We start from the raw sequence: 13668 nt of genomic DNA, 5'->3' as shown, positions 1-13668 counted from the left end.
GAGCGGCGCCTGCGGCCAGCGCGCGTCGGCCAGCGCGGCGCCGATGAACAGGCCGGGGCGTCCGCTTCAGCCTCGGTGGCAGGCAGGGAATCAGTTGCGAACGCAGGCATGGAACAGGTCGAGGCGGGGATTCAGGACGGCGGTCTCGATGTTCAGCATGCCGAGCACCGAGTGGAACACGTTGTCGTGCGAGAGCGCCTGGTCGCGCCGCGCCTGCAGGCAGGCACGGTCGATGCGGAAGCGCTGGCTGAAGCCGTCCGACATCCAGAGCATCATCGGCACATGGGTCTGTTCATCGGGCGCGAACAGGTAGGGCGCGCCGTGCAGGTACAGCTTGCCTTCGCCGAGCGATTCGCCGTGGTCCGAGAAGTACAGCAGCGAGGTGTCGAGGTCGCTGTCGCGCGCTGCCGCGCGCAGCATGTCGATGGTGCGCGCCAGGAAGGTGTCGGTGTAGAGAATCGTGTTGTCGTAGGCGTTGACGATCGCGGCACGCGTGCAGCGCTCGAATTCGCTGGTCTCGCACACCGGCCCGAAGCGGCCGAAGCCTACCGGATAGCGCTTCGCATATTCCGGACCGTGGCTACCCTTCTGGTGCAGGACGACGACCAGGTCCTTGCCTGGACGCCGGATCAGTTCCGGCAGGCCGTCGAGCAGGACTTCGTCATGGCATTCGTCGCTGCTGCAATGCGGCTTGCCGGGCGCCGGCGCCGACAGGTCGGCGAATTCCACGCGCGCGCAGACGCCCTTGCAGCCCGAATTGTTATCGCGCCAGAGCACGCGCAAGCCCGCGTGCGCGAGCACGTCGAGCAGGCCTTCCTGGTTGACGGCGCTACTGTCGTCGTAGTGCTCGCGGGTGAGGGCGGAGAATACGCAGGGCACCGACACCGCGGTGGCGGTGCCGCAGGAGCGGACCCGGGTGAAGTTGATCAATCCCGGTTCGCGCGCCAGTAGCGGATTGGTCGGACGCACATAGCCGTCCAGCGAGAAGTTGGCGGCGCGCGCGGTCTCGCCGACCACGATCACGGTCACCGTGCGGCGCGCCTGGCCGGCCCAGCGGCTGCCCTTGACGGCGTCGCGGCCGATCGGGGTCAAGGGCGTGGGCTTGCTCCAGCGCTGGCGCAGGTAGCCATTCAGCGCCTGCACCACGTTGGTCGGCGTGAGCAGGTAGCGCAGTTCGCGATGCTCGCGCACGGCCGGCGCCAGGGTCTTGAACAGCAGCACCAGCAGGATGACGGCCGCGGCCAGCGCGCCGGCGGCGATGCCGGCCCGCTGCGCCAGACCGCGCGCCCCCGAAGGAAACCGGACCTGCACCCGCGCCACCAGCAGCGAAGGCAGGCCGGCGGTCAGCGCGACAAAGGCGGCCAGGCGCCAGTTCAGCAGCTCGCCCGCCTCGCGCAGGTCGGTCTCGGCCATGTTCTGGATCATGGTCCGGTCGATCAGGATGCCGTATTCGTTGATGAACCACGCCGAGGCGGAGGCGATCAGGAGGAAGGCGATCAGTGCCGGCTTGGCGACGAAGCGGAAGCTGAACGGGGTCAGGAGCGCGTGGAACAGCAGCAGCACGATGGCGAAACTGCCCGCCAGCAGCGGCAGGCGGGCCAGCGAAACGCCGCCGACAGCGTGGATGAAGGCCGACCAGAAGTTGATGTTGGCGGCGCTGGCCAGCAGCAGGGAGACGGCAAAGACCAGCAGGTTGGCGCTGATGCGCGGCGAGGAGAGCTTGTGCACTTCGGTATCGTTTCAGGGCGCGCAGCCGGAATGGCGGCAGTCCTGGCAAGGATACGAAGCGCGGCGTCAGCCCCCCGTCAGCGGGACGTTAGGCCGGCGTGAACCCGGATCCGGCGCGAAGCCGATGGTGAAGCGGCTGCCGCCTTCGGCCCGGGCTTCGTAGGCGAAGCTGGCGCCGAGGAAGTCGCAGATGCGGCGCGCCAGCGCCAGCCCGAGGCCGGTGCCGCCGGACCCGCTGGACGGCACGCCGCCGCCGCTGCCCAGGGTGGCGACGACGGCGGGCGGCAGGCCGGGCCCGGTGTCTTCGACGACGACCCGGCCGGGCAGCACCCGCAGCACGACCTCGCCGGCGTCGGTGTACTGGCAGGCATTGCGCACCAGGTTGCCGATCGCGGCCGCGCACAGCTCGCGCGGCGCGCGCACCGCCAGCGCCGCACTCTCTTCGAAGCGCAGCGCGACCGGCTTGCCGGCCACCAGCGAACGGTACTTGTCCGCTTCGTCGCGCGCGACCCTGGCCAGGTCGACCGGAGCCTGGCTCCCCAGTTCGGGGGAGCGCGCCAGCAACAGCAGCACGGTGACGCATTCCGCCGCTTCGCGGGCGGCGCGGTAGATGCGCTCGGCCGGGGCGCGCAGTGCGGGCGGGGCGTCCTGCAGCAGGATCTCGGCGGCGCCCATGATGACGGTCAGCGGGCTGCGCAGCTCGTGGCTGACGTCGCCGGTGAAGTAGCGTTCGCGGTCGAGGAAGGCGCGCAGCTCCGCGGTGTGGGCCTGCAGCGCGCGGGCCAGCACCCCCAGTTCGTCCTTGCGCCCGGTCAGGGCCGGCGGGACGCTGTCCTGGCCGACCGCCTGCGCCAGTTCGCGGATCGGCGTCACCACGCGCGTGCCGAGGAAGCCGCCCAGCAGCGTGGCCAGCAGCATGAAGCCGACGAACACGGCGGCGAACATCGAGTACACCACCAGCTCGATCTTGTCATAGTCGCTTTCATGGTCGACCAGTACCCAGCCGCCCTGCGCGTCGTGCCCGGCCAGCACGTGCAGGCGGGTGGGACCAACGTCGACCTTGTGCACGCCGTCGGCCAGGCCGCGCAGCGGGGCGGGAATCGCCGCGCCGCGCTGGAAGCGCAGGCCGGCCGGCATGTCCACGTCCAGGCCGGCGGTGTGGCGCGGCGCGGCCCAGGCCACGGCGGCCTCGAGCCGCTTGTCGACCAGCTGTACCTCGATGCCTTCCACCGCGATCGCCGCGATCGCGGCGAACAGGGCGGAGGCGCCCAGTCCGAACAGGACAAAGGCGATGACGATGCGCCGCTTCAGCGAGTCAGCGCGGCGCATCGCGCTCGGCCGGGCGAGGGTCCGGTTCCGGCTGCACCAGGCGGTAGCCGACGCCGGCGACGGTCTGCAGCATCGGTGTGGCGAAGGGCTTGTCGAGCGCCTGGCGCAAGGCGTGGATGTGGGTGCGCAGGGCGTCGCTGTCGGGACGGTCGTCGCCCCACACGGCCTGTTCGAGCGTCTCGCGGCTGACGATGCGCGGCGCCGCCGCCAGCAGGCAGCGCAGCAGCGTGTAGCCGGTGCGGGTGAGCTGCACCGGCACGCCGGCGCGGCTGGCTTCCTGCATCTCGGGGTCGTAGCGCAATTCGCCGAAGCGCAGGGTGGCATGCAGCGCGTGGGCCGATGCCGCGCGCCGCACCAGCGCCTTGAGGCGCACTTCGAGTTCGACCAGCGAGAAGGGCTTGACCAGGTAGTCGTCGGCGCCGCTGTCGAAGCCGGCCACCTTGTCGCTCAGGCTGTCGCGGGCGGTAAGCATCAGCACCGGGGTTGGCTTGCCGAGTTCGGTGCGCAGCTTGTGGCACAGTTCCAGGCCGCTCAGGCCGGGCAGCATGACGTCCAGCACGATCACATCGTAGTCGTGCTCGGACGCCAGCGCCAGTCCGCCATAGCCGTTGCGGGCCGAATCGAGCTGGTGGCCGCGCGGTTCCAGGAAACCGTAGAGGTTGGCGAGGATGTCAGGGTGGTCTTCGACGATCAGGATGCGCATCCGCCTATTCTAGTGCACAGCTGCCGTGTTCAGCCATCCATCGGTCCGGCGGCGTTGGCAAACGGACAGGCTTGCATTATCGTAAACAGGTTTCCACGCGCTTCGCATTGAAGCCTTCCCGACCGCTACCGAAAGCCGCCATGCCACGACTCCTTGCCGCCGCCATCCTTTGCCTGGGTTTCCTGGGCATGCTCAACACCGCCCGGGCCGCCCCCGCCGATCCCGCCCTGGCCAGCCAGGTGAACGCCTTCGTCGACGCATGGCACGACGACGCCGCCCACGCGCGCATGGCGTATTTCGACAAGATCGCCGCGGACGGCGTCTACATCGGCACCGACCGCACTGAACTGTGGCAGCGCGACGCGTTCAAGGCCTGGGCCAGGAAGTACTTCGAACGCAAGTCGGCCTGGAGCTTCAAGGCCACCCGCCGCAACGTCTACGCCTCGGCGGACAAGTCGCTGATCTGGTTCGACGAACTGCTCGACACCCCGAACATGGGCCCCTGCATGGCCAGCGGCGTGATCCGCAAGACCGCCACCGGCTTCGAGATCGTGCACTACCAGCTGTCGATGGCGGTACCGAACGAGGTGGCGGGGCAGGTGACGAAGCTGATCGCCACCGGAAAGTAGCGCGCCGGCCCGCCACGCACCGTGCGCGCTGCGGGTATCATCCACCCATGATGCACCTGAATCCTCCCTACGTCGGCCGGTTCGCGCCGTCCCCGACCGGCCCGCTGCACGCGGGCTCGCTGGTCGCGGCCCTGGCCAGCTATCTCGACGCGCGGGCGCACCACGGCCGCTGGCTGGTGCGCATCGAAGACATCGACGAGGGCCGCAGCGTGCCCGGCGCGGCCGAAGCCATCCTGGCCCTGCTCGAACGGCTGGGCATGCGGGCTGACGGCGAGGTCGTGTGGCAAAGCCGGCGCAAGCACCTGTACCAGGCGGCGGCCGAGCGCATCGCCGCCCACACCTATCCCTGCGGCTGCAACCGGCGCGAGATCGCCGACTCGCGCCTCGGCTTCGCACCCGACGGCGCCGCCATCTATCCGGGCACCTGCCGCCATGGGCTGCCGCAAGGACGCGCCATGCGCAGCCTGCGCCTGCGGGTGCCGGACCCGGGTTACGACGTGGTCGGCTTCACCGACCGCTTCGCGGGCGACGTGAGCCAGCGCCTGGCGGCCGAGTCGGGCGACTTCGTGCTGAAGCGTGCCGACGGCTTCTGGGCCTACCAGCTGGCGGTGGTGGTGGACGATGCGGAACAAGGCGTCACCGACGTGGTACGCGGTGCCGACCTGCTCGACTCGACGCCACGCCAGATCTTCCTGCAGCGCGTGCTCGGGGTGCCGACCCCGCGCTACCTGCACGTGCCGGTGGTGCGCAATGCCGAGGGCGAAAAACTGTCCAAGCAGACCGGCGCGCTGGCGCTGGCCCCGGGCGACGAGGCAGGGGCGGTGGAAGCGCTGCTGCAGGCCGCGCGTTTCCTGCAACTGGAGCTGGAGCCGCGACTCGGCCGGCCGGCATCGCTGGCGGCGTTCTGGGACGCGGCGCTACCGGCCTGGCGCCGGTTGCTGGCGGCGCGGCCGGGGGCTGCGCTGGCCTGAGGACGCGGCGCGATCCGCCCGCGGCCGCTGCCTTATTGCGGGTTGCGCAGGATGCTGATCTTGCCGTCCGCTTCCAGGAAGGCGCACTTCATTTCGGGGCGTGGGCAGTCGTGCTCGCGCAAGGCTTCCTCGAGGTCGGACTCGGACAGGCGGCAGCGCCGTACCGTCTTCTCGAAGAACACGCCGTCGCGCCCGATGAGCACTGCGCTGCCGTCGACGAACTTCTCGAAGCGCGCGCTGCGCGAACTGGCCAGGGCCACCAGGGAATTGATGGCCACCAGGGTGGCCGCGGCGATCAGGCCGCCGACAAGGGAATGGTCGCCGCCGTTCAGCGAGTTCGAGACCGCCTCGGACAGCAGCATCACGACCAGCAGGTCGAAGGGCGTGAACTGGCCCACGGTGCGGTGCCCGGACAGGCGCACCATGACCAGCAGCAGCAGGTAGACGGCCAGGCCGCGTACGATAAATTCCCACCAGGGCAAATCCATGTCGAACATATCCACTCCGTGAATGACACCGACCGGACCATTGTAATCAAATCGTCAACATCCTGGTTTCAAGCGTGCGCCCGCGGGCTCACCCGGACGGAGAGGGCAGGCAGGGCGGGGAGCCGGGCGGCTGCGCGGCTTCCCAGGCGGCCAGCGCCTCCTGGTAGCGCGCCAGCGCGTCTTCGTAGAGGTCGAACACGCAGGGCACGCAGCCGCTGCGGCAGCAATCCTCGAGCTCCGGCGCAAGCGGCGGGACAGGGCGGGCGGGTACAGGCGGGTGGGGCACGGCTAGTCCTCGCGGGTCAGCAGGCCCTTGGCGCGGTTCACCTGCAGCCGCCCCAGGGGGACGTCGGGCGTGTTCATGGTACGAGAATAAATGATCCAGGCCCCTGCGTCGAGCCGCGCCCCGCTGCGCCTCGCTAGCCGCGCCGGTAGGTGTGCAGCTGGAATACCGGCCTGCCCCCTGCGCGGCCGCATACGCCGTCCATGGTTTCGTCCTCGCCCAGGACGTGGGTGAGTCGGCTGCCTTCGGGCTTGCCGGCGCAGGCCGCGTGGGCCGCCTCGGGCACTTCCGGCAGCGGTGGCGGGGCGGGCGGTGCCGGTGGCATGGCGGGCAGCGCAGGGATGGCAGGCATCGCGGGGAGCGCGGGCAATGGGGGCAGCGCGGGCAGGGCCGGTGCGTGCCGTGCGCGCCGCCCCGCCGGCGCTGCCGGCGGGGCCGGAGGCGCCGGGATCGCGGATGGAGCGGGCGGTGCCGGCGGAGCTGGCGGGGCCGGCGGCGGCGGGCAGTTCCCGTTCACGGTCGCGGTGCAGGTGACGTGGACGAACACGCCGGCCTGGGCGCCGGGCGTGCTCCCTCCCAGCAGGGCCAGGGTGGCCAGGACGGTCAGGACGGGCTTGCGTGAGATCTGGTTGCGGTGCATGGTGGTCTCCTTGGCTGCGGCCCGCGCCGGCGGCGGGCCATGGATGCATCATGCCCCCCAAATATGGAGAAAACGTGGAGCGCCGCCGCTACAGGTCGTAGCGGTAGCCGAGGCCATAGATCGAGCGGATCGCGTCCAGCCCGGGCGCGGCGGCATCGAGCTTGCGCCGCAAATTCTTGACGTGGCTGTCGATGGCGCGGTCGGTCGCATCCAGGCTGTCGGCGCGGGCGCAGTCGAGCAGCTGGGCGCGCGAAAAGACCTGGCCCGGGCGGCGCGCCAGCGCGGCCAGGATCGCGAACTCGCTCGGCGTCAGGTCGAGCGGCTGGCCATGCACCAGGATCCGGCGCGCCGCCTCGTCGACCAGCAGGGCAGCGGCAGGGACAGGGGAAGGGGCGGACGCCGCGCTCCCCGCGCGGCGCAGGATGGCCTTGATGCGAGCGATCAGCTCGCGCGGGCTGAAGGGTTTGCACAGGTAGTCGTCGGCGCCGGCCTCGAGTCCGAGCAGGCGGTCGATTTCCTCCACGCGCGCGGTCACCATGATGACCGGCAGCGCACTGCGCGCGCGCAGCGCGCGGCACAGGGCCAGGCCGTCCATGCCGGGCAGCATCAGGTCGAGCACGACCAGCGCGGGCGGCTCGTCCCGGATCGCCGCCAGCGCCGCGCGGCCGTCGCCGATCACCCGCGCCGTGTAGCCGGCCGCGCGCGCATAGTCGGCCACCAGCGCGCCCAGTTCCGCTTCGTCCTCGACGATCAGGATGGTCTGGCTCATGCGCGTGGGCCTTCTTGCGCGGCCAGCGGCAGCGCGAGGGTCGCGCGCAGGCCGCCCAGGGCCGAGTGGGCGAAGTCCAGCCGCCCGCCCTGCGCCTCGAGCAGGCGGCGGCACAGTGCCAGGCCGAGGCCGGCACCGCCATGGGCGCGGCTGCGCGAGGCGTCGACACGGTAGAAGCGCTCGCCCAGGCGCGCCAGCGCGGCATCGGGCACGCCGGGCGCGCTGTCGTCGAGCACCAGGTGCAGATGTCCGGATCCGGCCTGTGCCTGCAGGCGCAGGCGTCCGCCCGGCGCCGTATAGCGCAGGCTGTTCTCGAACAGGTTGTCGAGCACCTGGCGCAGACGGTCGGGGTCGGCGAGCACCGGGCCGGCATCGGGCGGCGCGCCCAGTTCCAGCGCCAGCCCGGCGCCCTGCAGGCGCGTGACGAAGCCCTGCGCGTGGGCGGTGGCGAAGCGCCACAGGTCGAGCGCGACCGGCTTGCAGTCGAGGGCGCCGACGTCGGCGCGCGCCAGCGCATACAGTTCGTCGATCAGCTTGTTCAGGCTCAGTACCTGGCGCAGCATCGCCGCCAGCGTGTCCGGGGTGGCGCTGCGCACGCCGTCTTGCAGCGCTTCGAGCTGCGCGCGCAGCACGGCCAGCGGGGTGCGCAGCTCGTGCGAGGTGTCGGCCACCCACTGGCGGCGCGCGCCCTCGGCGCGGCCGAGCTGTTCGGCGAGCGCGTTGAAGTGACGGGCCAGCTCGCCCAGTTCGTCGCTGCGGGTATCGGTCAGCCGCACCGTGAAGTCGCCCTGCGCCAGGGCGCCGGCACCGGCGGCAAGGCGCGCGATCGGCTGGCGGAAGTGGCGCGCCAGCAGCACCGCGGCCAGCGCGCTCAGGGTCACCGCCACGGCCACGATCAGGGCCAAGCTGCTGCGCAGCTGCTCGAGGAAGGCGAGCGCCATGGCGTCGCTCGGCCGCGGGCTGCGGGTCACGCCCAGGTAGCCCAGCGTGCGCCCATCGAGCACGATGGGGCGGCGCGCCAGTGGCAAGGCGCCCTCCGGCGGCAGCGCGCGGCCCGCGAGGTAGGCGCCCCTGGCATCGAGCAGGGTGACGCGCTGCGCGAGCGAAGCGCCGGCAGTGTCGGCAGCGTCGGCCGGGGCGGATGGCGGCGCTGGAGCGAAGGGCAGGGGCGGCAGGAGCGCCGGGGGCGCGGGCGGGGCTGGCGGCACGGAGGGCGCGGGCGGCGCCGGTGGAGCAGGTGGCGCAAACGACAGGGCATGGCGGATGTCAGGCTGCGCCACTCCCCGCACCGCGCGGCCCGTATGCGCGTTGGCCGGCGAGGACAGCTGCGGCGCCGCAGCGGCCGCCGGCGCCTGCGGGGCGGCAGGCACGACAGGCACGGCAGGCGGGGCCGGCACACGGCGCTGGCGTGCCTCCTGCAGGCGCGCCAGCTCGGCCGCGATCCAGCCGCGCCTGGCATCGGCGGCGGGCAGGAAGGTCCAGCCGCCCGCATCGCGGTAACGCGCGGCGAGGGCGCCCGACAATTCGTCGAGACGGTCGAGTTCGATGCCGACCGCGTAGTCGCCGAAACTGGCCAGCACGTTCTGGCGCAGCAGGTAAACGGCGCTGGCTGCCACCGCGAGGATGGCAAGCAGGACCGACAGGAAGAGACGATGGCCAATGGAAAATTTCACAATAGGAGGTCAGTCCAGGACTACATGGTGTAAATCAATTTGTTCTAATTATTGCCATCCAGCGTCGAATCTGTTCTACCACGGCATCGAATGTTAAAACACTTTCACAGGTAATTACTCACTGAATGCCAGTAAATTCGTTGGCCGTGGCAAGGTATTGTCCTACAAAGCGTTAGCTGAAAGTCCGTGGTGTGCTGCGGAGGGCTTGGTTAGGATGACCCTGTCTCAGCCACTTCCGGCTGGTCATTCAACAATGAACAGGAGGCAACTATGGCATCGAACAAGCAAACCGGCAACCAGGGCGGTAACCAGGGCAGCAATCAGTCCAACCAGTCCAGTAAGCAGTCCGGCAACCAGGGCGGCAGCAAGCAGAGCGGCGATACCAGCAACCGTGGTTTCGCTTCGATGGATCCGCAGCGGCAGCGTGAAATCGCTTCCGAAGGCGGCCGTGCCGCGCACGCCTCGGGCAATGCGCACGAGTTCGACTCGGAAGAAGCGCGCCGTGCCGGCTCGATGAGCCATGGCGGCGGCGGTGGCGGCAGCCAGCAGAGCGGCGGCCAGCGCGGCCAGGGCCAGGGCGGCAACCAGGCCAGCAGCGGCGGCACCCGCGGCGGCACGCCCGAGCAGCATGCGCGGGCTGGCTCGCAGAGCCACAAGAACGACAAGGGCTGAGGCCCGGTGCGGGGCGTGGGTGCGCTTGCTGGCTGCGCGCCACGCCCTTTGGCAAGTTCAATACACGTCGCGGCGGTAGCGGCCTTCGGCGCTGAGCGCGTCGAGGCCGTCCGCGCCGAGGATCTCCAGCAGCGCCTCGTGCACGCCGCCCGCCATCCCTTGCAGGCTGCCGCAGACGTAGATCGCGGCGCCATTCGCTACCCAGCGGCGCAGTTCCTGCGCCTGTTCGCGCAGCCTGTGTTGCACGTACGGGGCCGGTCCGCCATCGCGCGAGAAGGCCAGGTCCAGGCGCGCCAGCGCGCCCGCCGCCAGCCAGCCCTGCAGCTCCTCGCGGCACACGAAGTCGTGGGCGGCGTTGCGCTCGCCGAACAGCAGCCAGTTGTCGCCCTTGCCCTGATCGATGCGGGCCTTGAGCAGCGCGCGCAGGCCGGCCAGGCCGCTGCCGTTGCCGATCGCGACCAGCGGCCGCGCGGCATTGCCGTCCAGGCGGAAGCGCGCGTGCGCGCGGATCCGTAATGAAATCCTGTCTTCCGGCGTGGCGCCCTGGCATAGCCAGCCCGAGGCCGCGCCAGGACTGCCGTCAGGCCGCCGCTGCAGGCGCACCAGCAGTTCCAGCCGGCCCTCGGGCGGCAACGAGGCGATCGAGTATTCGCGCGGGTGGTCCGGGTCCGCCGGCACGCTCACCTGGGCCAGGTCGCCCGCTTCCCATTGCGGCAGCGCGCCTGCGCGCGGTGCCAGCGCGATGCGCAGCAGCGGCGCACCGGCGCTGCCGGGATTGAGCACGGTGCGCTCCAGGATGCGCCAGTCGCCGTAGGCGGGTGCTTCCCAGTCGGGCGCGTCGCTGGTGCCGGCCAGGCGTCCGAGGTGCTGCTGCCACGCCGTCAGCGCGGCCGGGTCGCCGCGGTCGACGTCGATGCGCTCGAACAGGGGCGTGGCGCCGCGCGCCGCCAGCCAGCCGTCGAGGGCGCGGCCGAAGCCGCAATACCGCGTGTAGCTGCTGTCGCCCAGCGCCAGCACCGCATAGTGCAGGTGCGCCAGGTCGGGTGCGCCGGCCATGGTGGCGCCGGCGAAGCGCGCGGCGCTGTCCGGCGCATCGCCTTCGCCATAGGTGCTGGCGATGAACAGCACGCGCGTGGCGCGCGCCAGCATGTTGTCCGCCAGGTCCGACATGCAGACCGCGCGCGCCGGCAGGCCGCCGGTGCGCAGGGTGGCGGCGCTCTGGCCGGCCAGGTACTCGGCGCTGCCGGTCTGGCTGGCGTAGACCACCAGCCAGTCGGCCTCGCCCGACCCGGGCTGCGGCGTCGCGCGCGGCGCCCGGGCGCGCCAGATCGCCAGGCACATGGCCAGGTAGCCGCCGCACAGGGCCAGCGCGCTGCCCCAGCGCAGCGGGTCGGTGCTGAATGCCGCCAGCATCATTGGAGCAGGGCGCGCCAGGCGGCCGAGGGGTGTTCCACCAGGACGCCGCCGCTGCCGCGCACCAGGTAGCGCGCCGCGATCCCGCGCGCGTCGGCAAAGGCAATGCCGGCGCCAGGACCCATCACCGTCAGCGCGGTGGACAGGGCGTCCGCCACCATGCAGCGGTCGGCGACCACCGTGCAGGACGCGACCCCGTTGTCCAGCGGGCGGCCGCTGCGCGGGTCGAGCGTGTGCGCCAGGCGCCGGCCGCCGTGGGTGAAATGGTTACGGTAGTCGCCCGAGGTGGCGATCGCCAGGCCATGCAGGGCCACCACGGCCTGCGGCGCGGCGCCATCCGGCACGCCCTCGATCTCGACCCACCACGGTTCGCCGTCCGGCTTCATGCCGGCGCCGCGCAGTTCGCCGCCGACTTCGAGCAGGTAGTGATGCACGCCGTGCCGTTCCAGGCACAGGGCGAGGCGGTCCACGCCATAGCCCTTGGCGATCGCGGACAGGTCGAGCTGCACGCCGCCCGGCTGCAGCAGGCGGCGCCCGGCACGCTCCAGGCGCGGCGTATTGGCGGCGCGGCGCGCCAGGGCGCTGGCCAGGTCCCGCTCCTGCGGCGGCTGGAAGTCCGGCGCGTCGTGGCGCCTGTGCGCGCCGAAGCCCCACATGGCCACCAGGGCGCCGGCGGCCGGATCGTAGGCGCCGTCCGTGTCGGCATGCACCTGCAGGGCCACTTCCATCACTTCGTGGAACTGCGGCGGCAGCGGGTGCCAGCTGCCGCCGGGCGCGCGGTTGTAGCGCGAGAGCAGGGAACCGGTTTCCCAGTGGCTCATCTGCGCGACGATCTCGTCCAGTTCGCGCTGCAGCGCGCCGGCCAGGTCCGCCTGCTGGCCGGGCGGGACCAGCATGCTGGCCGACCAGCCCGTCCCCATGGACCGGCCCGTGGCCCGGCGCAGCGTGCTGCCCGCCGGGGGCAGGGCCAGGTCGATCGCGTGGGGAACCAGGACGGCGCGCATCGCTCCCCTTATTCCGGCAGGATCTCGAAGGTGGCGGAATAGGCGTAGCGGCGCGAGCCTGGTTCGCCCGGTCCCTTGCCCTGGTCCACCGGATACTTGGCGCTCAGCCAGTAGCGGTTCGGCGCCGGCAGGGTGAAGCTGGCTTCGCCCTTGGCGTCGGTGCTGAGGCGGATCTCGTTGATCGTGCCGCGGTACTTGACCCCGGCGGGCACCATGCTGAAGGGGAAGTTGGCGAGCGGCTTGCCGTCCAGCTGGAAGCGGAACTTCGCCGGCTCGCCCGCGCGCAGGTCGTTCGGGTGGGTGATCGGCACCAGCTCCAGGCCCTGGCCGCTCGGCTTCAATGCGCCGTTCGACAGCTTGTTGGCCGAGACGAAGGTCTCCATGCGGGTGTGGGTCGTGGATTGCTGGACGTCGGTGGCCCCGGCCGGGATCTCCTTGGCCACGCTTTGCTCGGTGCCGCGGAAGCGCCTGGTCTCGCCGCCGACCTTGTAGCTGCCCATGACGTTGTTCGACACCATCGCGATGCGGTAGGTGCCGTCCTGCGGCAGGCGCAGGTCGAGGGTGCTGCGCAGCTTGCCCAGCACGGCGACCGGGGCCGGGGCGGTGACGCCATCCGGGCCGGTGACGGTCACGCCGTCCATGCGCAGCGGCACGTGGTCGAACTCGAACAGGCCTTCCGAGATGGCGCCGTCGATGGTGACCCAGGCTTCTTCCTTCTCGACGAAGGAAGCGGAGGGCAGCATCCAGCCGCGGTGGGCGCTGGCGGCGAAGGACAGGCTGGCCAGGGCCAGCAGCAGGACGGACTTCTTGGCGAGGTGCTTCATCGTGGGGTCTCCGGACGGTGTTATTGGATGGCGATCGCGACGGCGCCGAGTTCTTCCTTGCCGCTGGCGCTGGCCGCCAGCTTGCCCTTGGCAGGCAGGGTGAAGGGCACGCGCACCAGTTCGCGTCCGCCCGCTTCGCGCGCCGCTTCCACCACCAGCTTGTAGTCGCCGGCCGGGAGTTTATCGGTGGCGCCCGCGAACTTCATGCTGTGGCTGCCGGCTGCCCTGGTGGCGCCGCTCACGCCATCGATCGGCAGCGTGAGGTCGCGCCCCGCCTTGCGCCACCAGGTGCGCAGGTCCTTGACCCATTTCTCGCCCGCGTTGTCCTTCTTCTTGACGTCGTACAGCAGTGCCAGGTTGGCAGCGATGGCGCCGTCGCCCTTCTCGATCCAGATCGCGACGTAGGGCTTGTGGTATTCCGCCACCTGCAGCTGGGGCAATTCGAACTTCACGGACAGGTCGGCAGCCACGGCCCAGCCGGAAACGAAAGGCAGGGTCAGTGCGAGCGAGTGGGACAGTTTCATTAGGTCGCCTTATATATG

15 protein-coding genes are annotated in these 13668 nt (G+C 71.1%); 3 read left to right on the top strand and 12 right to left on the bottom strand.

Going from position 1 to position 13668, the window contains the following annotated elements:
- Positions 1 to 90: 90 nt before the first annotated feature.
- From LCI23_RS01200 to LCI23_RS01190, 3 genes are all read right to left on the bottom strand, one after another.
- Complete coding sequence (locus LCI23_RS01200) at positions 91 to 1728, bottom strand: phosphoethanolamine transferase (RefSeq protein ID WP_224942683.1); 1638 nt, start codon at positions 1726 to 1728, stop codon at positions 91 to 93.
- A 66-nt stretch (positions 1729 to 1794) separates the two neighbouring features.
- Entirely contained in the window at positions 1795 to 3057 is a 1263-nt protein-coding gene (locus LCI23_RS01195; protein ID WP_224942679.1) for a HAMP domain-containing sensor histidine kinase, read from the bottom strand.
- Positions 3044 to 3760, bottom strand: coding sequence for a response regulator transcription factor (locus tag LCI23_RS01190; RefSeq protein ID WP_224942678.1), 717 nt, complete (start codon positions 3758 to 3760; stop codon positions 3044 to 3046). Before LCI23_RS01190 ends, LCI23_RS01195 begins: the two co-directional genes overlap by 14 nt.
- Positions 3761 to 3900: 140 nt before the next feature.
- Here LCI23_RS01190 and LCI23_RS01185 point away from each other — a divergent pair, with 140 nt between their 5' ends.
- Positions 3901 to 4389: a nuclear transport factor 2 family protein gene (locus tag LCI23_RS01185; protein ID WP_224942677.1), complete on the top strand. Its 489-nt coding sequence runs from the start codon at positions 3901 to 3903 to the stop codon at positions 4387 to 4389.
- 47 nt (positions 4390 to 4436) lie between these two features.
- Complete coding sequence (gene gluQRS / locus LCI23_RS01180) at positions 4437 to 5360, top strand: tRNA glutamyl-Q(34) synthetase GluQRS (protein WP_224942676.1); 924 nt, start codon at positions 4437 to 4439, stop codon at positions 5358 to 5360.
- A 32-nt stretch (positions 5361 to 5392) separates the two neighbouring features.
- On the opposite strand, the gene LCI23_RS01175 is transcribed toward gluQRS, so the two are convergent.
- The 5 genes from LCI23_RS01175 to LCI23_RS20655 form a co-directional block, all read right to left on the bottom strand.
- Complete coding sequence (locus LCI23_RS01175) at positions 5393 to 5857, bottom strand: DUF421 domain-containing protein (protein WP_224942674.1); 465 nt, start codon at positions 5855 to 5857, stop codon at positions 5393 to 5395.
- Between the two features lie 79 nt (positions 5858 to 5936).
- A complete protein-coding gene (locus tag LCI23_RS01170; RefSeq protein WP_224942673.1) occupies positions 5937 to 6134 on the bottom strand; it encodes an oxidoreductase-like domain-containing protein in 198 nt (65 codons plus the stop codon).
- 133 nt (positions 6135 to 6267) lie between these two features.
- Positions 6268 to 6771: a hypothetical protein gene (locus LCI23_RS01165; RefSeq protein ID WP_224942672.1), complete on the bottom strand. Its 504-nt coding sequence runs from the start codon at positions 6769 to 6771 to the stop codon at positions 6268 to 6270.
- A gap of 88 nt (positions 6772 to 6859) precedes the next feature.
- Positions 6860 to 7540, bottom strand: coding sequence for a response regulator (locus LCI23_RS01160; RefSeq protein ID WP_224942671.1), 681 nt, complete (start codon positions 7538 to 7540; stop codon positions 6860 to 6862).
- The gene (locus LCI23_RS20655) at positions 7537 to 9213 is read right to left on the bottom strand and encodes an ATP-binding protein (RefSeq protein ID WP_224942670.1); all 1677 of its coding nucleotides are present in this window, start codon (positions 9211 to 9213) and stop codon (positions 7537 to 7539) included. Before LCI23_RS20655 ends, LCI23_RS01160 begins: the two co-directional genes overlap by 4 nt.
- Positions 9214 to 9483: 270 nt before the next feature.
- On the opposite strand from LCI23_RS20655, the gene LCI23_RS01150 reads away from it, so the two are divergent.
- Positions 9484 to 9885, top strand: a complete 402-nt coding sequence (locus LCI23_RS01150; protein ID WP_224942669.1) for a KGG domain-containing protein — start codon at positions 9484 to 9486, stop codon at positions 9883 to 9885.
- A 57-nt stretch (positions 9886 to 9942) separates the two neighbouring features.
- On the opposite strand, the gene LCI23_RS01145 is transcribed toward LCI23_RS01150, so the two are convergent.
- The 4 genes from LCI23_RS01145 to LCI23_RS01130 are packed head-to-tail and all read right to left on the bottom strand — an operon-like array spanning position 9943 to position 13650.
- Positions 9943 to 11301 carry a sulfite reductase subunit alpha gene (locus tag LCI23_RS01145; RefSeq protein ID WP_224942668.1) on the bottom strand — a complete coding sequence of 453 codons (1359 nt, stop codon included), beginning with the start codon at positions 11299 to 11301 and terminating at the stop codon, positions 9943 to 9945.
- Positions 11298 to 12302, bottom strand: a complete 1005-nt coding sequence (locus LCI23_RS01140; RefSeq protein WP_224942666.1) for an FAD:protein FMN transferase — start codon at positions 12300 to 12302, stop codon at positions 11298 to 11300. Before LCI23_RS01140 ends, LCI23_RS01145 begins: the two co-directional genes overlap by 4 nt.
- Positions 12303 to 12310: 8 nt before the next feature.
- Positions 12311 to 13126, bottom strand: coding sequence for a DUF4198 domain-containing protein (locus LCI23_RS01135; protein ID WP_224942657.1), 816 nt, complete (start codon positions 13124 to 13126; stop codon positions 12311 to 12313).
- Between the two features lie 20 nt (positions 13127 to 13146).
- A complete protein-coding gene (locus LCI23_RS01130) occupies positions 13147 to 13650 on the bottom strand; it encodes a DUF2271 domain-containing protein (RefSeq protein WP_224942655.1) in 504 nt (167 codons plus the stop codon).
- Between the last annotated feature and the right edge of the window lie 18 nt (positions 13651 to 13668).

Source organism: Massilia sp. MS-15 (assembly GCF_020176695.1).
GTDB classification, from domain to species: Bacteria; Pseudomonadota; Gammaproteobacteria; order Burkholderiales; family Burkholderiaceae_D; genus Telluria; species Telluria hydrophila.
The sequence above is the reverse complement of the archived record's forward strand: the minus strand, read 5'-3'. Positions and strand labels throughout refer to the sequence as shown.

Excerpts from the sequence above, each read along its gene's own strand:
- LCI23_RS01195 (WP_224942679.1), bottom strand. The coding sequence starts at position 3,057 with ATGCGCCGCGCTGACTCGCTGAAGCGGCGCATCGTCATCGCCTTTGTC.
- LCI23_RS01190 (WP_224942678.1), bottom strand. The coding sequence starts at position 3,760 with ATGCGCATCCTGATCGTCGAAGACCACCCTGACATCCTCGCCAACCTC.
- LCI23_RS01185 (WP_224942677.1), top strand. The coding sequence starts at position 3,901 with ATGCCACGACTCCTTGCCGCCGCCATCCTTTGCCTGGGTTTCCTGGGC.
- gluQRS (WP_224942676.1), top strand. The coding sequence starts at position 4,437 with ATGATGCACCTGAATCCTCCCTACGTCGGCCGGTTCGCGCCGTCCCCG.
- LCI23_RS01175 (WP_224942674.1), bottom strand. The coding sequence starts at position 5,857 with ATGTTCGACATGGATTTGCCCTGGTGGGAATTTATCGTACGCGGCCTG.
- LCI23_RS01165 (WP_224942672.1), bottom strand. The coding sequence starts at position 6,771 with ATGCACCGCAACCAGATCTCACGCAAGCCCGTCCTGACCGTCCTGGCC.
- LCI23_RS01160 (WP_224942671.1), bottom strand. The coding sequence starts at position 7,540 with ATGAGCCAGACCATCCTGATCGTCGAGGACGAAGCGGAACTGGGCGCG.
- LCI23_RS01150 (WP_224942669.1), top strand. The coding sequence starts at position 9,484 with ATGGCATCGAACAAGCAAACCGGCAACCAGGGCGGTAACCAGGGCAGC.
- LCI23_RS01145 (WP_224942668.1), bottom strand. The coding sequence starts at position 11,301 with ATGATGCTGGCGGCATTCAGCACCGACCCGCTGCGCTGGGGCAGCGCG.
- LCI23_RS01140 (WP_224942666.1), bottom strand. The coding sequence starts at position 12,302 with ATGCGCGCCGTCCTGGTTCCCCACGCGATCGACCTGGCCCTGCCCCCG.
- LCI23_RS01135 (WP_224942657.1), bottom strand. The coding sequence starts at position 13,126 with ATGAAGCACCTCGCCAAGAAGTCCGTCCTGCTGCTGGCCCTGGCCAGC.
- LCI23_RS01130 (WP_224942655.1), bottom strand. The coding sequence starts at position 13,650 with ATGAAACTGTCCCACTCGCTCGCACTGACCCTGCCTTTCGTTTCCGGC.